The sequence below is a fragment of the Paraburkholderia sp. EB58 genome (assembly GCF_050436665.1).
Lineage (GTDB): Bacteria > Pseudomonadota > Gammaproteobacteria > Burkholderiales > Burkholderiaceae > Paraburkholderia.
The window spans coordinates 1-20812 of the sequence record NZ_JBNDMQ010000006.1 but is presented as its reverse complement, the minus strand read 5'-3'; the positions used below and the strand labels follow the sequence as shown (position 1 = coordinate 20812).

The 20812-nt window shown below is 61.7% G+C and carries 22 protein-coding genes; 8 read left to right on the top strand and 14 right to left on the bottom strand.

Features of this window, described 5'->3' with window-relative positions; all coding sequences use genetic code 11:
- Positions 1–77 precede the first annotated feature (77 nt).
- Positions 78–881, top strand: a complete 804-nt coding sequence (locus P3T40_RS10685; RefSeq protein WP_429267659.1) for a hypothetical protein — start codon at positions 78–80, stop codon at positions 879–881.
- A 39-nt stretch (positions 882–920) separates the two neighbouring features.
- Here the strand turns inward: P3T40_RS10685 and P3T40_RS10680 are convergent, their stop codons facing one another.
- Positions 921–1994, bottom strand: a complete 1074-nt coding sequence (locus P3T40_RS10680; protein ID WP_429267658.1) for a Leu/Phe/Val dehydrogenase — start codon at positions 1992–1994, stop codon at positions 921–923.
- 288 nt (positions 1995–2282) lie between these two features.
- On the opposite strand from P3T40_RS10680, the gene P3T40_RS10675 reads away from it, so the two are divergent.
- The 6 genes from P3T40_RS10675 to P3T40_RS10650 all read left to right on the top strand — a co-directional run bounded on the left by P3T40_RS10675 (position 2283) and on the right by P3T40_RS10650 (position 9189).
- Positions 2283–2741 (top strand): Lrp/AsnC family transcriptional regulator, encoded by a 459-nt coding sequence (locus P3T40_RS10675; protein ID WP_429267657.1) that lies wholly within the window; start codon positions 2283–2285, stop codon positions 2739–2741.
- 781 nt (positions 2742–3522) lie between these two features.
- Positions 3523–5139 carry a peptide ABC transporter substrate-binding protein gene (locus P3T40_RS10670; protein WP_429267656.1) on the top strand — a complete coding sequence of 539 codons (1617 nt, stop codon included), beginning with the start codon at positions 3523–3525 and terminating at the stop codon, positions 5137–5139.
- Between the two features lie 51 nt (positions 5140–5190).
- A complete protein-coding gene (locus tag P3T40_RS10665; RefSeq protein WP_429267655.1) occupies positions 5191–6129 on the top strand; it encodes an ABC transporter permease subunit in 939 nt (312 codons plus the stop codon).
- A gap of 60 nt (positions 6130–6189) precedes the next feature.
- The gene (locus P3T40_RS10660) at positions 6190–7089 is read left to right on the top strand and encodes an ABC transporter permease (protein ID WP_429267654.1); all 900 of its coding nucleotides are present in this window, start codon (positions 6190–6192) and stop codon (positions 7087–7089) included.
- Position 7090: 1 nt separating this feature from the next.
- On the top strand, positions 7091–8098 hold the full coding sequence (locus P3T40_RS10655) for an ABC transporter ATP-binding protein (protein WP_429267653.1): 1008 nt from the start codon (positions 7091–7093) through the stop codon (positions 8096–8098).
- A gap of 29 nt (positions 8099–8127) precedes the next feature.
- On the top strand, positions 8128–9189 hold the full coding sequence (locus P3T40_RS10650; protein WP_429267924.1) for an ABC transporter ATP-binding protein: 1062 nt from the start codon (positions 8128–8130) through the stop codon (positions 9187–9189).
- Between the two features lie 8 nt (positions 9190–9197).
- Here P3T40_RS10650 and P3T40_RS10645 read toward each other — a convergent pair whose 3' ends face one another.
- The 10 genes from P3T40_RS10645 to P3T40_RS10600 all read right to left on the bottom strand — a co-directional run bounded on the left by P3T40_RS10645 (position 9198) and on the right by P3T40_RS10600 (position 16344).
- Positions 9198–10694 carry a CHASE2 domain-containing protein gene (locus tag P3T40_RS10645; protein WP_429267652.1) on the bottom strand — a complete coding sequence of 499 codons (1497 nt, stop codon included), beginning with the start codon at positions 10692–10694 and terminating at the stop codon, positions 9198–9200.
- Between the two features lie 22 nt (positions 10695–10716).
- A complete protein-coding gene (locus tag P3T40_RS10640) occupies positions 10717–11334 on the bottom strand; it encodes an OmpA family protein (protein WP_429267651.1) in 618 nt (205 codons plus the stop codon).
- Positions 11331–11750, bottom strand: coding sequence for a FecR domain-containing protein (locus P3T40_RS10635; protein WP_429267650.1), 420 nt, complete (start codon positions 11748–11750; stop codon positions 11331–11333). Before P3T40_RS10635 ends, P3T40_RS10640 begins: the two co-directional genes overlap by 4 nt.
- A 306-nt stretch (positions 11751–12056) precedes the next feature.
- On the bottom strand, positions 12057–12425 hold the full coding sequence (locus tag P3T40_RS10630) for a nitrile hydratase accessory protein (protein WP_429267649.1): 369 nt from the start codon (positions 12423–12425) through the stop codon (positions 12057–12059).
- A 1-nt stretch (position 12426) separates the two neighbouring features.
- Entirely contained in the window at positions 12427–13098 is a 672-nt protein-coding gene (gene nthB, locus P3T40_RS10625; RefSeq protein ID WP_429267648.1) for a nitrile hydratase subunit beta, read from the bottom strand.
- Positions 13095–13763, bottom strand: a complete 669-nt coding sequence (nthA, locus tag P3T40_RS10620) for a nitrile hydratase subunit alpha (RefSeq protein WP_429267647.1) — start codon at positions 13761–13763, stop codon at positions 13095–13097. Before nthA ends, nthB begins: the two co-directional genes overlap by 4 nt.
- Before the next feature lie 175 nt (positions 13764–13938).
- The gene (locus tag P3T40_RS10615; RefSeq protein WP_429267646.1) at positions 13939–14244 is read right to left on the bottom strand and encodes a panthothenate synthetase; all 306 of its coding nucleotides are present in this window, start codon (positions 14242–14244) and stop codon (positions 13939–13941) included.
- A 56-nt stretch (positions 14245–14300) separates the two neighbouring features.
- On the bottom strand, positions 14301–14699 hold the full coding sequence (locus P3T40_RS10610; protein WP_429267645.1) for an ankyrin repeat domain-containing protein: 399 nt from the start codon (positions 14697–14699) through the stop codon (positions 14301–14303).
- A 103-nt stretch (positions 14700–14802) separates the two neighbouring features.
- Complete coding sequence (gene pobA, locus P3T40_RS10605) at positions 14803–15987, bottom strand: 4-hydroxybenzoate 3-monooxygenase (protein ID WP_429267644.1); 1185 nt, start codon at positions 15985–15987, stop codon at positions 14803–14805.
- A gap of 114 nt (positions 15988–16101) precedes the next feature.
- Complete coding sequence (locus P3T40_RS10600) at positions 16102–16344, bottom strand: hypothetical protein (RefSeq protein WP_429267941.1); 243 nt, start codon at positions 16342–16344, stop codon at positions 16102–16104.
- On the opposite strand from P3T40_RS10600, the gene P3T40_RS10595 reads away from it, so the two are divergent.
- Positions 16273–17058 (top strand): helix-turn-helix domain-containing protein, encoded by a 786-nt coding sequence (locus tag P3T40_RS10595; protein ID WP_429267923.1) that lies wholly within the window; start codon positions 16273–16275, stop codon positions 17056–17058. The genes P3T40_RS10600 and P3T40_RS10595 overlap by 72 nt on opposite strands.
- 175 nt (positions 17059–17233) lie before the next feature.
- Here P3T40_RS10595 and P3T40_RS10590 read toward each other — a convergent pair whose 3' ends face one another.
- The 3 genes from P3T40_RS10590 to ltrA form a co-directional block, all read right to left on the bottom strand.
- A complete protein-coding gene (locus tag P3T40_RS10590) occupies positions 17234–17767 on the bottom strand; it encodes a single-stranded DNA-binding protein (RefSeq protein ID WP_429267643.1) in 534 nt (177 codons plus the stop codon).
- A gap of 112 nt (positions 17768–17879) precedes the next feature.
- Positions 17880–19040, bottom strand: a complete 1161-nt coding sequence (locus P3T40_RS10585) for an MFS transporter (protein ID WP_429267642.1) — start codon at positions 19038–19040, stop codon at positions 17880–17882.
- Between the two features lie 364 nt (positions 19041–19404).
- Positions 19405–20742, bottom strand: coding sequence for a group II intron reverse transcriptase/maturase (gene ltrA / locus P3T40_RS10580; RefSeq protein WP_429267641.1), 1338 nt, complete (start codon positions 20740–20742; stop codon positions 19405–19407).
- Positions 20743–20812 lie beyond the last annotated feature (70 nt).

Genomic DNA, 20812 nt, shown 5'->3' with positions numbered 1-20812 from the left:
CCCTGAACTCCCGGAGGTTGTCCTCGCGTGCGAGTTGGTGGAAAGTAGCGAGGCGACGTTCCGCGGAGGCACGCGCCATGTACGAGATTGGATCAGCGTTGCTGGTATTCGTGCTGCTTTTGATCGGCACGGGGGTGGGCGTGGTGGTGAAACCCTTGCTGCCGGAAGAGCACAAGGCCCACGAGACGGTGCAGCTCATCCAGTTGGTGATCGGCATGCTCGTCACCTTCGCAGCGCTCGTGCTGGGACTGATGACGGCCTCCGCCAAAAACAGCTTCGATATGGTCGGCGACGACTTTCGTACCTACTCCGCCGACCTGATCCAGTTCAATGCCACCTTGCGGCAATACGGACCGGACGCGAACGAGGTGCGCCAACTGCTGCGCGCCTACACGGCAGCGGCCATCGCCAGCACCTGGCCGTCCGAGCCGCACCCCGCCGGCGACTACTATCCGAAAGACATCCCGGCGGAGAACAACCTGGAAAAACTGGAAGATACCCGGCTCGGCGACATGCTCAATCTTGCCGGCCAGAAACTGCGCCAGATGTCCGCGCCGGATATCTTTCACCAGCGGCTGCTGGACCAGAGCATGAAGCAGTTCGAAACTGTCGTGCAGGCGCGCTGGAAACTGATTGAAGAAGCGCACAGCAAGATTTCCCAGCCGTTCTTCAAAACGCTGACGTTCTGGCTTTTCGTCATCTTCCTGAGCTTCGGCCTGATTGCGCCGCGCAACGCCCTGGCGCTGGTCATGATCACGCTGGGGGCGTTGTCGATTGCGTCGGCAGTCTACGTGATCGTCGATCTGGATACGCCGTTCACCGGACCCATTGTTATTTCGAGTCAACCGATGCGCGACGCGCTGGCGCATTTGAACCAGTAGCGGCCGGGCATCGGTGCGGTGAATGCGGGAATCCTCGCGTCAGCAAGCCACCATCTTTTCGCGAGCCCACGCCACCGCGGCACGCGCCGGCGCGATGCCGGTTGCTTTCACGCGTTCCGCCAGTTCGAAGACGCGCGGGCCAATCTTCGCGACTTCTGCGAGTACCGACTGCTCTTCGCCCGAACCCTCATATTCCCGCACGCAACTGATGATGCCACCCGCGTTCACGAGAAAGTCCGGCGCGTAGAAAATGCCGCGTCGATGCAGGACGTCGCCTTCGGCAAGCGAAAGCAACTGGTTGTTCGCGCCGCCCGCCACCACCTTGAACCGGCACTGCGCCGCGACCGATTCCGTGATCGATCCGCCGAGCGCGCAAGGCGCGAAGACGTCTGCTTCGACACCTGTGATCTCCGCCGTGGCCACCACGCGCGCGTTGAAGCGTTGCTGCGCGAGCGCGGTTTTGGCCGCATCGATGTCCGACACGATCAGTTGCGCGCCCGCCTGATGCAGGCGCTCGCACAGATCCCAGCCTACCGAGCCTAGCCCTTGCACCGCAACCGAGACGCCGTCGAGCGTCGTACGCCCGAGCGCCGCTTCCACGGCAGCCAGCAGGCCGACAAACACGCCATAGGCAGTGCGCGGCGATGGGTTGCCGCCATACACGTCGTTGGCGCGCGGAATGCCGCTCACGTAGCCGGTTTCGCTTTGCACGGCGCGCATATCGTCAGCCGTCGTGCCGACATCCTCAGCGGTGATGTAGATGCCTTCCAGCGATTGCACCAACCGGCCGAACGCCTTGAACAGCGCCGCGCGGTCGAGCGCTTCCGGGCGGCGCAGGATCACGGCCTTGCCGCCGCCGAACGGCAGGTCGGCGAGCGCGTTCTTGAACGCCATGCCTTGCGACAGACGCAGGGCGTCGTTGTACGCTTCGTGGTCCGATGCGTATTGCCAGTAGCGGCAGCCGCCGAACGCGGGGCCGCGCGCCGTGCTGTAAACGGCAACGATGGCTTGCAGTCCGGAAGCGGCGTCGGTGGCGAGCACGATGCGCTCATGGGCGGGTTCGCCATGCAGTCCGAAAAGCGTGCCGGCAGCGGTAGTCGTCAGTCTGTCCATCGGTATTCCTTCCTTGTGGGCGGAGAGTTCAGCGTCCGCGCGAAGCGATGGCTTCGCGCCTCACCGCATGCGGTCCGGATCGCGGCAGCATGCGGAGTATGGGCGAGGCGCAAAGACTGCAGTTCGGGTGCGCCTCGACCGCAAGAGTGTATGCGGCCAATTCTGGGGATTTCTTCTATTTATCTGGCATCATGCCGAGCCGCGGCAGAAGCAATGACCATTGAAACTGCAGATTAAAGATGAATCGTCTCCCCATATGCCGCGTAGTGGGAGCCATCGGAGGACGACATGAAGCTCGACGCCATCGATCAGCGGATCCTGCGCGAACTGCGCAGCGACGGCCGCCTTTCCAACGCCAAACTGGCCGAGCGCGTCGGCCTGTCGGCGACGCCTTGCTGGAACCGGGTGCGCGCGCTCGAAGACGCCGGCGTGATCGAAGGCTATGCGGCACTGCTCAATCAGAAAGCGCTTGGCTTGCCCGACACCGTCATCATCGAAGTGACGCTCGACAAGCACGACGAACGCACGCTGGAGCGCTTCGGTGAGGCGCTCGCGGATCTGCCGGAGGTGGTCGAAGCATTCCTCGTGTCAGGCGAGTACGACTATCTGATCAAGGTGGCCGTGGCGGGCACCGAAGGCTATGAGTCGTTCCTGCGCCGCAAGCTGTACCGGCTGCCCGGCTTTCAGAACAGCCGCTCGATCTTTGCGCTGCGCTGTCTGAAGCGATCAATTTCGGTTGAGCCGTAAGGACGTTGAAGGGCCGCTGAAACCTCCGGTTCGAACTAGTGCACGCACTGCACCAGGATGCGATAGATCATTCCCTCTAGTTTCGGTGTTTACAAAAACGCGAACTCTTTCGGCGTGATATAAGCGCGATACCCTTTCGACCGTGTGGGTACCGATGGATGCCTGAGCACGGTTGCCTCCGACGATCGACGGGGATCGAGCCGCGCTTTGGCACAGCTTCTGCTTGGTGTGCCGTCGCCTCAAACCAGCGTGCTGCCGACACAATCGGCATTGCGTGCTGATGGGACTTTCGATAACGAATGTTGCGCGTCAACGGCAAAACGCTTGCCGGACAACGCGCATGTCTGCTGGGCGCACGGCTCGTGCGTCGCTGCGCAGATCGTCCATGGTTGTGGCTTCAACGACAGGAAGAATCGTAAGTGAAACGTATGCAAATGGTATCGGCCGCCGGGCGACGAAACGGCGGTACGCCCATAACGATGTGGCAAGACCTTGAGCCATCCATGACTGCGATGGCAGCGCGGCACTCCGATACGAGCGAGCCGCCGGTGCGCACTGCAGAGCACGTTCGATCGGTCCGCGAGCTTGCGCGCCACCCCCTGCCGCCTGACACCTCATTCCCTTTCAGACGCCCACGCCCCCCTGCGGGCTGGGACGGTTCGCCGCGCGATCTCCGGTGAACCTCGTCGTGCTGTTACGACGCCGGACTTTCCTCTCCGCCCCCTCTCGTGCCGCATCACGGGGCGTGATTTGCTCTTGAACCTCTTCTTCTAAACAGGCCATGAAACTGTCGCATTCCCTTACCGCGGTGCTCTCAGCGATCTCGCTCACCTTTGCCGGCGCAGCGTCGGCGGTCACAGTGTTACCGGGCACCTCTCTCGCCGCCAAGCAGGAATTGACGCGACAGGTGCCAACCGAAGTCGAATCGCTCGATCCCGCGCATATCGAATCGTGGACAGGCGACACCATCGGCCTCGACCTGTTCGAAGGCCTTACCCGCATCAGCGCCTCCGGCGCGGTCGTGCCGGGCGTTGCGGAGTCGTGGACGCGTACTGCGCCCGACACCTGGGTGTTCAAGCTGCGTCATGACGCAAAGTGGAGCAATGGCCAGCCGGTAACCGCGGCAGATTTCGTCTACGCGTGGCAGCGCGTGCTCGATCCGAAGACGGGCTCGAAATATACGATCCTGCTGGAATTCGTGAAGGGCGCAAAGGCGATCCTCGCAGGCAAGGCGCCGCTTACTTCGCTGGCCGCGCGTGCGGTAGATCCGTACACGCTCGAGGTCAAGACTGAGGTTCCGACCGCTTTCTTCACCGAACTGACCGCCATGCCGGCCATGGCACCGGTGAACAAGGCGACGGTGGACAAGTTCGGCGATAGCTGGACACGCCCGGGCAACATGGTGAGCAACGGTCCGTACGCGCTAAACGATTGGGAACCGAATAACCGCATCGTGCTGGTCAAGGACAACAACTACTGGAATGCACAACATGTGGTGATCACGAAAGTCACCTACATGCCGGTGGAAAGCGACGAGACGGCGATGCGCATGTACCAGTCCGGCCAGATCGACTACACGTATTCGATTCCGTCGGGCATCTACGCCCAGGTCAGCAAGCAGTTCGGCAAGGAACTCCAGACCGGCGTGCAGCTTGCAACGTACTTCTATAGCCTGAACAACAGCGATCCTGCATTCCATGACCCGCGTGTGAGACAGGCGCTTTCGATGGTGATCGACCGTGACCTGCTCACTTCGAAACTCACGCAGGCGGGCGAAGTGCCGATGTACGGGCTGATCGCCAAAGGCACCAAGGGTGCCGCCGTCTACACCCCCGACTGGGCGAGCTGGCCGATGGCCAAACGAGTCGATTACGCACGCGGCCTGCTGAAGGCAGCGGGCTATTCGGACGCGAAACCGCTCACCTTCACCCTCACGTACAACACGAACGATCTGCACAAGAAAGTGGCGCTCTTCTCCACCTCGGAATGGCGCACCAAGCTGGGCGTGAATGCGAAGCTGGAGAACGTCGAATACAAGGTACTGCTGAGCGAACGCCATGCGGGCAAGGTGCAAGCCTCGCGCGATGGCTGGTTCGTCGACTATAACGACGCGATGTCGTACTTCGATCAGCTCCGCTGCAGCAGCGTGCAGAACGACCTGCACTTCTGCGATCCGAGGGTCGACGCGCTAATCGATCAGGGTAACGCTCAACTCGACGACCAGAAGCGCACCGCGTTGCTCACGCAGGCGCACAATCTGGCCATGAGCGAAACGCCGCTGATCCCACTGTTCCAGTACTCGGCAGACCGGCTCGTGAAGCCGTACGTGGGCGGCTACCAGGCGACCAACTATGTCGATCAGCGTGCCTCGCAGGACATGTATCTGCTGGCGCACTGAACCCCGACCACTTACCCTTGACCACTGAATGTTGAAGTAACGGAATCCGCCATGCTCGCCTACGCGCTGCGCCGCACTCTATGGGTCATTCCGACCGTTCTTGCCGTGATTACGGTGTGCTATCTGATGTTGCACGCGACGCCCGGCGGTCCGTTCGACACGGAAAAACACCTGTCCGCGGCCACCCTCGCAAACCTCAATGCGAAGTATCACCTCGACCAGCCGCTCTGGAAGCAGTACCTGCTGTACCTCAACGCGCTGCTGCATGGCGACCTCGGGCCGTCGGTCCGCTACGTCGACTGGTCGGTCAACGATCTGGTGAGCAAGGCGCTGCCGGTGAGTCTCGGCGTGGGTGGTCTTTCGGTGCCGATCGCGCTGGTGATCGGCGTGCTGCTCGGCACCGCGGCCGCGGTGCGCCGTGACGGCATCACCGATCGCATCGTGATGCTGCTTGGAAACGTCGGCAACGTGATTCCGCCGTTCGTGCTCGGGCCGGTACTGGTGTGGGTGTTTGCGATTCTTTTGAAACGTTCGGACGGTCACGGCTGGCTGCCTGCGGGCGGCTGGGGCGACGGCGGGTGGCGCTACCGCGTGTTGCCAATGGCGCTGCTGGTGATCATCAACGTTTCGTCGATTGCGCGGGTGATGCGCGGCAGCATGATCGAAGTGCTGTCGGGCAACTTCATCCGCACCGCACGCGCGAAGGGCATGCCCGGTCACGTGATCGTGCTGCGGCATGCGCTTAAACCTGCGTTGATGCCGGTGGTATCGCTACTCGGTTCGATCTGTATTTCGTCGATTACCGCCGCCGTGGTCACGGAATCGGTCTTCGCGCTGCCGGGTCTCGGCCAACTGGTGGTGGACGGCGCCATCAACCGCGACTACACGCTGGTGCTCGGGCTCGTCGTACTCACGACCGTCGCGGCCGTCGTGTTCAACCTGCTCGTCGATCTGGCGTACGCGTGGCTCGACCCGCGCATCCGCTACTGAGATTGCGTGAACGGATCCCGCCTTGATCATCGAACTTCGCTTGAGACAGACAGAGACACCATGAACACCTCCCCTTCCGCCGCTGCGTCTACGGCTACCGCCGCCCCGCGGCGCTCGCGCAGTCCGCTCGAACTTGCCTTCAGGCAGTTTCTCCGCAACCGCGCCGCGCTCGCCAGCCTCGTGATCCTCGGGCTGATCATCATTGCCTGCTTTGTGGGCCCGCTGTTCCTGTCCAACGACCCCGCCGCCAACGACTGGGGCGCCATCAGCATGCCGCCCACGCTGCTGGGCCAACACTGGTTCGGCACCGACGAGCTTGGCCGCGATTTGCTGGTGCGTACGCTCGCCGGTGGACGCGTGTCGCTCGAGGTCGGGCTGCTTGGCACGCTGGTGTCAGGCTTGATCGGCGTCGCGTGGGGCGCTACGGCCGGCTATATCGGCGGACGCACCGACGCAGTGATGATGCGTATCGTCGACATGATGTATGCCATTCCCTACATGCTGATCGCCATCCTGATGATGACGCTGCTCGGCCGCGCCTTCTACCTGGTGGTGCTGACGATCAGCGCGTTCTCGTGGCTCGACATGGCGCGCGTGGTGCGCGGCCAGACGTTGTCGCTGCGGACCCGCGAGTTTATCGACGCCGCGCGCGCCACCGGTGTGAGCACACCGGGGATCATCCTGCGGCACATCGTGCCGAACCTGCTCGGCGTGGTGGTGGTGTACGCGACGGTCACGGTGCCGGGCATCGTGCTGACCGAATCGGTGCTGTCGTTTCTCGGCCTGGGCGTGCAGGAACCGATGACAAGCTGGGGCGTGCTGATCAACGACGGCGCGCAAAAACTGGAGTCGATGCCGTGGCTGCTGCTGTGCCCGGCGGTGATGCTGTGCGTCACGCTGTACTGTGTGAACTTTGTCGGCGACGGGCTGCGCGACGCGCTCGATACCAAGGAGCGTTGAGATGGCGTTGCTCGAAGTAAAAGATCTGGGCGTGCGCTTTACACGACGCGACGCTTCGCCCGTGGATGCGGTGCAACGTGTGTCGTTCACGCTCGAAAAGGGCAAGACGCTGGGGATTGTCGGCGAGTCAGGCTCGGGCAAGAGTCAGACCGTAATGGCGCTGCTCGGACTGCTGCCGGGCAATGGCCAAACCTCCGGCGAAGCGCTCTACGGAGGACGCAACCTGCTGGCGCTGAGCCAGCGCGAACTGAACCAGATTCGCGGCGATCGCATCGGCATGGTGTTTCAGGATCCGATGACCTCGCTCAATCCGTTTCTGACGGTCGAGCGGCAGATGACCGAGGCACTGCAACTGCACCGCGGCATCTCGCGGCGCGATGCGCGCCAAAAGGCCATCGAGGCGCTGCAGCGTGTGTGGATTCCGGACGCGGCACGCCGGATCGATCGGTATCCTCACGAGTTCTCGGGCGGCATGCGTCAGCGCGTGACGATCGCCACGGCGCTTCTCACCGAACCTGAGATCCTGATTGCCGACGAGCCGACCACGGCACTCGACGTGACGGTGCAGGCGCAGATCATCGAACTCCTACGCGAGCTGAACCGCGACCTGGGGACGGCGATCATTCTGATTACGCACGACATGGGCGTGGTAGCAGGGCTCGCCGACGACGTGATGGTGATGTACGCAGGCCGGACCGTGGAGCGCGCGAGCGCGCAGGCACTGTTCGAGAACCCGACCCATCCCTATACGCGCGGCCTGCTCGACGCGCTGCCGCGCATTGACGACGGCGACGGGACCCATGACATAGACGCGCCGCTGCGCACGATTGCGGGCAATCCGCCGGCGCCGGGTGAGGCCATCGAAGGCTGCGCGTTTGCGCCGCGCTGTGCGCTGGCGAAAGAAGGCTGCCACGGCACGCGGCCTGAACTGGAGCCGATCGCCGGTGTGACGGACGGCTGGCGTGCGTGCCTGCGGCCGGTCGGCGAGATGATGGAGGTGGTGCGGTGAGTGACACGGCGACACAAAAGACGGTGGGTATGGGTAACGGGACGACAGGAAAGCCGCTCGCCGGCGGCGCGGCGGGTGGCGATGCCCGCGCTAACGCAGTGGGCGAGCCCGTGCTGACGGTGCGCGATCTCAAGGTGCACTTCCAGGTGCCGCGCGGCGCGTATCCGTGGTCGTCGAAGGCGACGCTGCGCGCGGTGGACGGCGTGTCGTTCGACGTTCGGCGCGGTGAGACGGTGGGGCTCGTGGGTGAGTCGGGCTGCGGTAAGTCGACGCTGGCACGCGCGATCATTGGGCTGACGCCCGTGACGGAAGGTAGCGTGCGTTGGCGCGATACCGAGACCGTCACCGACGGACGACGGCCGGCTGCTGCGATGGAGCGGCTGCGCAAGGATGTGCAAATGGTGTTTCAGGATCCTTTAGCTTCGCTGGATCCGCGGATGACAATTGAGCAGATCGTCACCGAGCCGTTGAAGGTGCAGCGTCCGGGTATGGGGCGTGACGAGACGCATGCGCGGGTGGTGACGATGCTCGAGCGCGTGGGGCTCGGCGCGCATCATCTGTCGCGCTATGCGCATGAGTTTTCTGGGGGACAGTGTCAGCGGATCGGGATTGCACGCGCTTTGGTGGGTGAACCGCAGTTGGTGATTTGCGACGAGCCTGTGTCGGCGCTGGATGTTTCGATTCAGGCGCAGATTGTTAACCTCCTGCGTGATTTGCAGCGGGAGTTGCACCTTTCGTTGCTGTTTGTCGCCCATGACCTCGCCGTTGTTAAGGCGATCAGTCAGCGCGTGCTGGTGATGTACCTCGGGCGCGTAATGGAGCTTGGAACGCGGCAAGAGGTGTATGGATCGCCGCAGCATCCTTATACGCGGGCTTTGTTGTCCGCAGTGCCGAGGCCTGATCCTGCGACGGAGCGCACGCGTACGCATGCGGTGCTGACCGGGGAAATGCCCTCGCCGTTGAATCTGCCTTCCGGCTGTGCGTTTCGCACGCGGTGTCCGGAGGCGATTGGGGCGTGTGCGGAAGAAGTGCCGCAGTCGATCTCGCGCGGGACGGGCGATCGAAGGGTGGCGTGTATTCGGGTAGCGTGACCGGTGTCTCAAGGCCCAGGCGTCTTGCGCGCGTGGGCGTCATCTTGACGCTCCTGCGCGTACGGGGCCTCTGACCTGGATTGTTCGACAACCTGGAGCAATGTGCGTGCAAAGAAGCAGCCCATGACTGCGGACAGGATAATGAAAATCGATGCCGCATCGACCAGCAATCCGAGACGCACGAAAACAAAGAAGCAGCACACAACATTCAGTAGATGCAGGAAGACGCCCAGGACGGTGGAAGCCCTCGGGACGGCTCTCAGGAATAGTGCAAACCGCGATCGGGGGCGGGGCACGTACCAGATAATCAGCAGTCCGAACGCCATAATAAAGGCGCTTTCCGCCCATTTCAGCCAGGTGGGGCGGCGCAGGAATCGTCCCTCGACAATCGTCTCAATGACTTGCGCCTGAATCTCGATACCCGGCACCAGTTCCCCCAATGCGGTCGTGCGCATGTCGGTCACGCCGCTGCCGGTCAGGCCTACCAGCACCAGTTTGCCGCGGATCCGTTCCGGATCGACTGTGCCCTGCAGAATGTCGCGCGCTGACACGTAGCGGCTCAGCGTCGTGCGTATGGACGCGAAGTGCAGCCAGATATCGCCGCCTGGTTGCGTCGGCACCTGCACGTCCGCGACACCCACCGCCTGCACGCCCGATGTGTCAGCGTAGACGTCGATCGCCGCTGAATCCGTGGCGAGGCGAAGCATTTCCATCGGCAGCCCGGGTACCAGCTTGTCCCTCAAACCCATGATGAGGGGAATATGCCGGACCACGCCTTGTTCGAGCGAGACGCTCAGCATTGCCTCACCGTGGGCCGCCGCCTGTAATTCCGGCAGACTCGCGAGCACAAAGTCGAACCGTTGCACGTGGTCGAGTGGGTCGCTGCCATGCACGAGGATCGGAGCGCTTCGCAGATCCGTACTGGCGGCGAAGACGTAATGATCAAGCGCCGCGGCACCCAGGATGGTCGGCGCAGCGCGCAACGAACTGGCGAGAATGGCCTCGTGACTGGGCAGAGCCCGCAAGCCGGCAGCGAGGCCCGTGGCCGCCTTCGGCAGATTGGCGGCCACCTTGTCGGGCGAAGTCTGATCCGGCTCTGGCATATAAATGTCGAGACCGATAGCCAGCGGTTTCAGTGCCGCAATCGCATCGATGAGGTTCGCGAGTCGATTTCGCGGCCAGGGCCATTGACCGACCGTCGCCAATGTTTCCTCATCAATCTCGACAATGGTCACCGGCTGAGCCGTTGGAACGCGTGGAAAGCGGCGTTGATACTGGTCGAACAGAAGTTGCCGGGCCGTTTTGAAGGAGTCCGGAAGCGCCTCGTCCATCGCACCCACGAAAGCCGGACGGTGTATGTCGCTCGGCCATTCGCTGGACAGGTTGATGAGGCTCAGGCCGAACAGCACCACCAGTGCCACCGGGCGCCCCTGGGCTGCCCTCACCAGACTCCTGATGCGCGCAACCCACCGGTCGTAATAGCGTTTCATCGAGGGAAAGAACATACCGCGTCGATGATCGCCGCCGTCATTGGATGGTGATGACGGTGCGCCGGTTCATGCGATTGGGAACGCCATCTGCCGTAGGGACTAGCGGCTCGCGCTTGCCGCGGCCCGCGGCTTCAATCTGGCGGGCAGGTATGCCTTCCTTGACCAGGAACGCGGCAACTGTCTGCGCGCGCCGCAACGACAGTTTGTCGTCCCACTCCTGAGAGCCCGCCAGATCGGTGTGTCCGACCACCAGCACCTCGGGCGCGGGCCAGGTCGCCAGGACGGCTTTCAGCTGTTTAACCGTGGCGGCTGACTCCGGGGCCAGGTCGGTTGCGGAGTCGAACAGGAAGAAAATCGTGAACGTCACGGGGCGAGGAGGCCGCGCCGCGAGTACCTCGGCATAGCGGGTCTGGACGGCTGCCTGGCTATCCATCGTCGTTTCGATGGCACCACTGCTGGTGACGTCGACTCCGGCGTAAGCCTTGTTGATGGTTTGCTCACCGGTGGCGCTATGGACAATGACCGCTCCAACTTTGCCCTCCGGATCCGGCAATAAAATAATTTTGTCTGGGGGCGTGCTACAACCGGCCAGGAGAGCCAGCAAGACGAATGCCGCTCCAGCTACCAACGCGCGACTTCGGATTGCAGCCTTCAATGTCCGCTCTCCCCTTTCTCGCCGACTTCGATGATAAATTCTGTGCCGCGTACGCCCAGCGTGGTGGTCGGCGTGCTGAAACGGACGGCATCCGGATTCGCCTTCGCCAGCTTGCCGGAAATCACAGCCAGGGAACCGCGTTTGACGGTGGCGTCCAGCACCCCGTCATGCGTCGTGGTATCGAACGCGAATTTGTTCAGTTCGAGAGTGGTATTGGAGCCGGCCGACAGTTGAGTGCTGTCACGCAGCGTGATACCAACGGAGGATTGCGGGCCAGTCACGATGCGATCGCTGCCATACACCTCACTGCCGACGGCCGCGCCCGCATTTCCTGCAGCCCGCTCAATCTGCACCTTGCCTTTTAGGGTCTTGACGACGCCGGCCGCATCGGCGGCACGTGCATCGGCAATATCCATGCACCCGCATGCGAGTATCACGGCATAGCTAACGGCTTGGAGACGCATCGGTGGCACCTGATTGCGTAAGCGCCGCTTTGCGCCGGGTAGCGCGGCTCGGCGATGTCGGCCTGGTGTTCCTGCGAGTGATCGTTCCCCGACTGCTCGGCAGCTGGGGCGTGTGAAGGACCTGCAGAAATACTGCTCCCGGAAGCCAGGCAGAGGCGTTTCTGCGGTGCCGTACAGCGTAGGGTCCCGCTCCGAATGCCTCTGTGCGTTTCCGCGCATTTCGCCGCTAGATAGTACGTCTTTGTCAGCCGCTTTGCGTCACCCGAGTTCGATCGGCTGCCCGTGCGGGGTATAGCGCGCGGCGACGTCCCACGCATTGTGACGCTGCCGGAGCGTGTCCTCTGTCACCAGGCCCTTGATGGTGCTGATGCGCTCCAGCGCCGTCAGCCAGTGACTGTAGTAAGTGTTGCCACGGTCCGGGTCGCCAGCGGCCTGTGCATCACGGATTGCCCGACTCAGACATTCGGCCCATTCCGCCCAGGTGAACATGCCGCGCTTGTGCAAAGCCACTGTCATGGCAAACGCCTGGGCTTCCCACGGAGCACTAAAAACGGGCCCAGCGTCGTCGCAAGGCAACGCCGGCAAGGCGGCACGCAGTTCAGGCAGATTCGGTCGGGCGGAAGTCATGTCAGGTAGATCCGGCGTCCGGGTCGACGAGATACGGCTCCCAGCAATCGACGCAGACCGATGCCGCTGTCGTATCCGTCCCCCAAAGTTCAGAGGCATCGAAGCACACCGTATAGAGCCATTGCGGTTGTTCGCCAAGCCCAACTGCGTTGGTATCGGGAAAAACGTGCGCGCCGTGCACGGCGAGAATGCGCCCTCGCTTGCCGCGGCAGTAGCGCGGCAAACGGGTATGGGTGGACGGATTCAACTGACGGGTCTGCACCCTGTCGCCCAGCTTAAAGCGTGCACCAGCGGCCGCGGCGCGATTGACAGGGCTGCCCCGGAGCAGCGCAGCGGCAACCTGGTCGGCCATCAACACGCGAGGGACCGACGCCGCCGCACTCGTCGACTCGCCGGTGCCGATTTCCTCCGCCGTTGCCAGCCCCGTACTCAGCAGCAGCTTTTTTAGTCCTTCGAACCATATCTGGTAGTAGCTGCTGGAAAGGTATTGTGCAGGCGGCAGGCTCTCCCGTGCCGCACGAGACATGTCAATGTTCCATTTGCCGGTTGCGCCCATTGCCAGCGTGATCGCCAGCACCCGGCGCTCCCAGTCGGCGTGAAAGAGCGAGGCGTCGGCTTCCGCCTGTACGAGGCCGAATGCCTGCATGCCGCCAAGGTCCTGTGCGCCGTTCATGCGGGCCCCCGTATCGATTCCGGTGTCTTCGGCAATCCTGTGCCGATCATCGAGTCACGTGTCACCAGTTCAGCGAGCGCCTCCTCAGAGAGGCCACTGGCTCCGGGCGGCTGCATGGGTAACACCAGATAGCGAACCTCTGCGGTGGAGTCCCACACGCGAAACTCCACTTCGGCGGGCAATTCGAAGCCGAACTCCTTCAATACACCCCGCGGATCGATCACCGCGCGCGAGCGGTATGGCGCCGACTTGTACCAGACCGGCGGAAGCCCAAGCACCGACCAGGGATAGCACGAACACAGCGTGCAGACCACCATGTTGTGCAGCACAGGCGTGTTCTCCAGCGCCACCATGTGTTCGCCTTGCCTGCCGGTATAGCCGAGCGAAGCAATCGCTGCGGTAGCGTCGTCCAACAGCCATTGCCTGTACGCCGCGTCGCGCCATGCCTTCGCGACTACGCGCGCACCATTGTGCGGCCCGACCTTGTGCTCGTATGTCTCGATCAGGATCTCCAGGGCACGGGGATCGACGTACCCTTTCTCTACTAGGAGGGACTCCAGCGCACGCACGCGCAGATCCATCTCCGACAACTCACTACCGTTGTGGTCGTGAGCGTCGCCATGTGCATGCTCTTGCGGGTCGCCTTCAGGATCGTTTCGGCTCATCGAAGTCCGCTCGGAAGATTGCCAGACAGAACCAGTATGGTTCGTGCAGGACGCAAATGCAAAACCAAGGGGTGTCCTACGCAAGCTTGTAGTTGACGCAGGTTGACCCAGGTTGACCGAAGCGGGCGGCAGCACGGCATGCTGCTCAAGTCACTCAGACGCCGTGCCGCGCTCCCTATTTCCACTTCGCGCCAAGCGTTTCGAGTCCAGCTTTCTTGAGGTCATCTGCCACCATCACCACGCGAAACTCGCAGTCGGCATTGAACGAAAGAAACCAGGGTTCCGCGAACTTTGGAATCTGCGACGGCTCCTCAAGGTTCACGATGAGGATTGCTCCGCGTGTTCCGTTCTCCGAGGTAAAGTAGGCGGCTTCCGGTTTCATCTCTGCGAGAATCCTCTCCATTAACGCTCCGATGGTGCCGTCGCGCACAAAGGTGTTAAATGGCTCGTGAGGTATTCGTATGTTCAGAAGCATGCGCATGGTCTTCCTCCTTGATTGTGTCCGAATGGACTCTTCAAGAATAGGCGTTCACCGCGCTATTGGATGTGGCTATTCGACAAAGCGGCACCGGGACTCGACGGTTCGCTCAGCCCTTCGATATCGGCGCTGTACGCTAGCAGCAGCTTGATCATCGGCAGATCGCCCTTGAAGGCGGCGCCTGCCAGCGGCGTCTGTCCGTTGCTGTTGCGCAGATCCGGATCGGAGCGATGCCGAAGCAGCACGCGCACCGTTTCCAGATGTCCGTGATACGCGGCGAGCATCAGTAGACTGTCGCCGCGATGATCTCGCAGGTTTGGCGGCAGGCCTTTGCCAAGTAGCGCGCCAAGCGTTTCAGAGTGGCCTGCGCGCGCGAGATCGAATACCGTGTTCGCGAATTCGAACGTATCTTCGTCGAGCGCGCTAGCGGGAGGGGCATTGCGGATTTCAGGTTGCACATTAGCACTCCTCTACACATGGTGGACAGAAAGTGACTTTTGAATGCTTCCAAACTATCGAAACCTGCGGGACGCGACTAGCTGACGCCAGCGCAGGATTGCATCATTCGATGGCTTCGTAGGGCAAGCCGACGTAGTTTTCCGCAATCGTGGTCAAGCCGGCTTGCGAGCTCGTCAGATAGTCCCGCTCGATTTCCTGCATCTTGCGGCTGAACGCGTCGCTGTCGGGAAACTCGTGCAGCAGTGAAGTCATCGACCACGAAAAGCGGACAGCCTTCCAGACCCGGCGCAAGGCGATATCCGAATAGCGCGCCAGCAGATCCGTGCGCCGTTCACGGTAAGTCTTGATCAGGATTCCATACAACGTGCTCACGTCGCTCGCGGCAAGATTAAGACCTTTGGCTCCCGTGGGCGGCACGATATGCGCGGCATCGCCGACCAGGAACAGGCGTCCATACTGCATCGGTTCGGCGACGAAGCTGCGCAGCGGTGCGATGCTCTTTTCGAGCGAAGGCCCGGTAACGAGCTGATCGCCGAGATGGTCGGGCAAGCGATTTTTGAGTTCGCTCCAGAATCGGTCGTCGGACCAGTCCTCGGCCTTTTCTGTCAGGGGTACCTGCAGGTAGTAGCGGCTACGGGTGCGCGAGCGCTGGCTGCACAGCGCAAAGCCGCTCGGATGATGCGCGTAGATCAGCTCGTGATGGACCGGCGGGGTATCGGACAGCAGGCCGAGCCAGCCGAAAGGATAGATGCGTTCGTAGACGCGCAGGACCTCGGCGGGAATCGTCTGCCGCGAGACGCCATGAAAGCCGTCGCAGCCCGCCACGTAATCGCAGTGCAGCGTGCGCCGCTCACCGTTACTCTCATAAGTCAGATAAGGGGAGGCGCCGGTAATGTCGTGAATCTGGACATTTGCTACGTGATAAATGCTCGTCGCACCGGACCGCGTGCGCGCTTCCATGAGGTCTCGCGTGACTTCGGTCTGGCCGTAGACGGTGACGGTTTTGCCGCCCGTCAACGCCTTCAGGTCGATGCGTACGCGCCGGCCCGCGAAGGCGAGTTCGACGCCCTCGTGCACGACGCCATCCTGATCCATGCGGGCGCCGACCCCGGCTTCGCGCAGCAGATCGACCGTGCCCTGTTCGAGCACCCCGGCCCGAATACGGCCTAGAACGTACTCGGGCGTTTGCCGTTCGAGGACGACGTTGTCGATTCCGGCTTGCGTCAGCAGCTGGCCTAGCAGCAGGCCGGAAGGGCCTGCGCCGATGATGGCGACTTGGGTTTTCATTGCGTGCCTCCAGGTTTTTCACCGCCTCGTGCGAATGCGACGGACACGAGGTTTCGTTTTCTGATGTCGGCATTCTTTAACACTGCGGATCTGGCGGGAAGGGAGGAATCGGCGTTAAATTTGGACTTTTGGAAACTCCTGAACCAGTCGGGGGGCGGGATGGGGAAAGTACTTCATCGGCCATTGGGCGGAACCGGCGTCCCGGTATTCGAGCTCTTCGGTGAACGGCAGACGTGGCCCACGCCGGATCTCCTGCACTGCGAGTCGATACCGGAGCGCAGCCGCGTGCACGACTGGGAGATCACGCAGCACCGACATGCGGATCTCGGCCAGTTCGTGTACGTGCAATCCGGTCATGCGCTGCTCGACGTGGAGGGCACCGTCAGCGAAATCGACGAGCCGGCCGTGCAGGTCGTACCGCCGATGTGCGTGCACGGCTTTCGCTTCAGCCGCAATATTGCCGGCTACGTGATCACACTGGCGCTGCCGCTGTTCGACTGGCTGCAGGACAGCCTGGGCGATGCCGCCCCTGCTTTGTTGCGGGCAGGCTGCCATGAGGTCGGTGCCGACAAGCCCTACATCGACCAGTTATGCCAGCGGATCGCCTGCGAGTATGGCAACGTAGCGCCGGGGCGCGATTTCGTGCTGCATTCGCTGGTCGGCGCGCTCGGCAGTTGGGTTGAGCGGCAGCAGCACGAGCAACGAGAAGCCGAATGGCGGCCGGATCGAGGACAGCAACATACGGCATCCTTTTCCCGGCTGGTCGAGCAGCATTTTCGCGAGCATTGGTCCGTCGCCCAGTACGCTGCGGAGCTTGCCATTACGGCGGCGCAACTCAACCATGTCTGCCGCCGGTCGCTGGGATGCACGGCGCTCGAGCATGTACACCGTCGCGTTCTGCTCGAGGCGAAGCGCAATCTGATCTACACGACCATGTCGGTCGCCCAGGTTGCCGATTTGTTGGGTTTTTCCGACGTGGGCTATTTTTCGCGCTTCTTCCGGCGGCTGGAGCAGGTGAGTCCGCGTGATTTTCGGCAGCAGCAGGCGTCGCATGGGCGAACGCCCGCTTGAGGGGAGGAGCGCCTGCGGGCGGCGTCACGGATGATGCCGGCCAGCGCGAGCTCAGCGAATTCGGGGGAGCGGCTCGGCGCGATGGGCAAATCACTGCACGCCGTGAATGGCCGATTGAAAAAGAAAACCCCGCTAAAAAGCGGGGCTGATGTTTACACTTTGTGGTTACAAAACCTCAGAACGGAATATCGTCATCCATCTCATCGAACCCGCCGCCGGCTGGCGCGCTCGGACGGCTTGCACCACCGCCGCTACCACCACGCGAAGCGCCACCACCACCCGAAGCTACACGGCCACCACCGCCGCCGCCACTGCGCTCCGACGGCTCACGGCTATAACCACCTTCATCGCCACCACCGCCGCCCATCGAGCCGCCGCGGCCACCCAGCATCTGCATCTGCTCAGCAACAATCTCGGTCGAATACCGATCCGTCCCATCCTGCGCTTGCCATTTACGCGTGCGAATGCGCCCTTCGATATAAACCGACGAGCCCTTCTTGAGGTACTCGTTCACGATCTCAGCCAAACGCCCAAAGAACGAAACCCGGTGCCACTCGGTAGCTTCCTTCATTTCCCCAGACGTCTTGTCCTTGTACCGATCCGTCGTCGCAAGGCGGATGTTCGCCACTGCGTCGCCGCTCGGAAGATAACGGACTTCCGGATCGGCTCCGAGGTTGCCGACGAGAATGACCTTGTTCACGGATGCCATGAGTTTCTCCTGTTGATTCCGTTGCAGGTGGCGCGGCAACGCACGTTTAACGTCTCAGAACCAGCTGGCCCGAGAGGAAAACTGCGCCTCAGCCGGCCACCGGTGAGTTCTATTACGCCTTCCTGACCGGCGGCTGCTTCATGTTTGCCGCGATTATAAGCCAGCAAAACACAAGCCCCGAGCAAGCGAAAAATACCGCGCTCTGTCCGTCCGCTTTCAGCAGCACGCCGCCGATCACGCCGCCAATAGCCAGGCCGATAGACTGCGTCGTGTTGTACACGCCCGTAGCCGCGCCTTTGCGCGAGCCCGGCGCCAGTTTCGACACCAGCGAAGGCTGCGACGCTTCAAGAATATTGAAGCCGAGAAAGTAGATAAACAGGATCCCGGCCACACTCAGAATGGTATGGGGCGCGACGCCAAGCAGCAACTGTCCGATCAGGATAAGACCAATCGCACTAACCAGCACTACCTTCATCTTGCCGCGCTTCTCCGCTGCGATGATCGCCGGGACCATCATCACGAACGACAGCCCCATCACCGGCAAATACACCTTCCAATGCGACGCGACCGGCAAACCGCCGGCTTCCAGAATCCGGGGCACCACCAAAAACAGCGCCGTTTGCGTCGCGTGCAGCACCAGCACGCCAAAATTCAGGCGCAGCAGTTCAACGTTGTGAAGCACTTCCGAAAACGGCGCACGCACATGAACGGGCATCGGCGCATTGGGCACAATCCAGATCACCACGCCAATCGCCAGAATCGAGAAAATGCCGACCAGCGCAAACAGGCCGCTCATGCCGACCCAATGGAACACGATCGGCGCACCGACAATCGCCACTGCGAAAGAAATGCCAATGCTGCCGCCCACCATCGCCATCGCCTTGGTGCGATGTTCCTCGGACGTGAGATCGGCGATAAAGGCGAGTACGGCGGACGACACGGCGCCCATCCCCTGAATCACCCGGCCGACGATAATCCACGTCATGTCGTGCGCCCCCGCCGCGACAAAGCTGCCGAGCGCGAAAATCGCAAGCCCGGTGGCGATCACGGGCTTGCGCCCCACCTTGTCGGAAATCCAGCCGTAGAAGATATACAGCAGCGATTGCGTCACGCCGTAGGCGCCGAGCGCAATGCCCACCAGCACCACGTTGTCTCCGCCAGGGATGGTTTTCGCGTAGATCGAGAACACCGGCATGATCATGAAGAGACCGAGCATGCGCAGCGCAAAGATGCCTGCGAGCGACACGGTCGCGCGCAGCTCAGGCGCGCTCATGCGTGAAGATGTTGCGGACGGAATGGACATCGGGAACGTGTTTTGAATAATCTGGACGGCCTGGGGCCGGGCGACACACCGTCGGGCAGCATACCTCGGGCGGCCCGCCGCGAGCGACCCGCGACCTGCGGCATAGTCTCACAGGTGTCTTGCAGTCGCGCAAAAAGGCCCCACCTGCAAACTTTTCTCATTGCGCTAAACCGCTGTATTACAGCTCGCTGCGCGCCTGTCGGGCGCTGTCAGGTAGTCGTAACAGCGGTCTTGGTAGGGTAGCCCTCCTTCCTTGCGGAAGAAGGGCCCCCTAAGAACCGTACGTGCGAGTTTCCCCGCATACGGCTCAAGCCTACAAACAAAATCCTGTCTACTACAGGACCGGCTTAGCCACGGCGATGTTACCAGAATGTACCTGGCGATGACATTCCGGGTGAAGCAGAACCCTGTTGGACAGCGCGTCGGTCCCACCGTGCATCCGATATTCCAGATGATGGTCGTGCCAACCCGTTTCGTCCGTCAAGGCGCAGCCACATTGCGCGCAAAGCCCGCTTTGTGACATGTACAGCGTCGCCCATTGCTTCCTGTAGCGCATCGATTCCCACATGCGCTCCTGACGCAACTGCTCGCTGTACTGCTCCCACTTGGGATCAAAAGGATTGAAATCCCCCTTGATCTTTTTGTGCCGTTTGATGACCGTACTTCCGGCCTGATACATCTCAAACAGTCCCTTACTGCCGTCTTGCCAGACCACGGGAGCAGCAAACACCCAATTCCGTTCACCGACCGTGTGAAAATATTTCTTTCTCACCCAGTCCGCGTTCTTCTGCGGGTGCCGCCGCTTCGACCACCGCCAGAGCCTCCCGAAAAGCAGATGCTCCATACGGCTGTACGCCTGTTTGGCAACCACGGGACTGTGATACTGCGCCCAGCCTCGTAGCATCGGATTCAGCAAGCGAATCAGATCCTCCTGCCTTACCGCCTTGTTGCTGCTGATCGTATCCGCCACCTTGCGATAGAACGTTTGCACGTTCTTCTTGCTCGGCTTGATGAGCAGTTTTCCCGAATATTTCCGAAAATTCCACCCAAGGAAGTCGAAGCCTTGGTCAATGTGCGTAATCCGTGTTTTCTCCTCGGACAGTTGCAGTCCTCGAACAGCGAGGAATGTCTCCACCCAAGGTCGGACCTCGCTTTCCAGCATCTCTCGCGAGTCGCCAGTAATCACGAAGTCATCCGCGTATCGCACCACATGCACCTTCAGCTTCTTCGCCTTCGCAATCCCGAATTTCGCACCGAGGTGCGCGATCAGTTCACGTTCCAGCCCGTTCAGCGTCACATTTGCCAACGTTGGGGAAATGATGCCCCCCTGTGGCGTACCGGCCTCAGTCGCCTGAAGCTGACCTCGATAAATCAGGCCCGCTTTCAACCACTTCCGCAGGATCGTCGTGTCCATCGGGACATTTCTTTCCAGCCAGTCATGGTTGATGTAGTCAAAGCATCCCTTGATATCCGCTTCCAGTACCCAATGAGCAGAGCCCTTCTGAGACATGGCTACGAAAATCTGCGACATGGCATCAGCCGTCGAGCGGTTTAACCTGAACCCATACGAGTTGGGGTCGCTCGTCGATTCCGACACCGGCTCCAACGCCAGCAGATACAGAGCTTGCATCGCCCTGTCCTTCATGGTCGGGACGGTCAGCGCGAACTGCACACGTGCTCAACGAGCATTTGGGTTGGGCGGAGATCTGTCATCCATTTCATCCGCTTAAGGGCCAACGGTT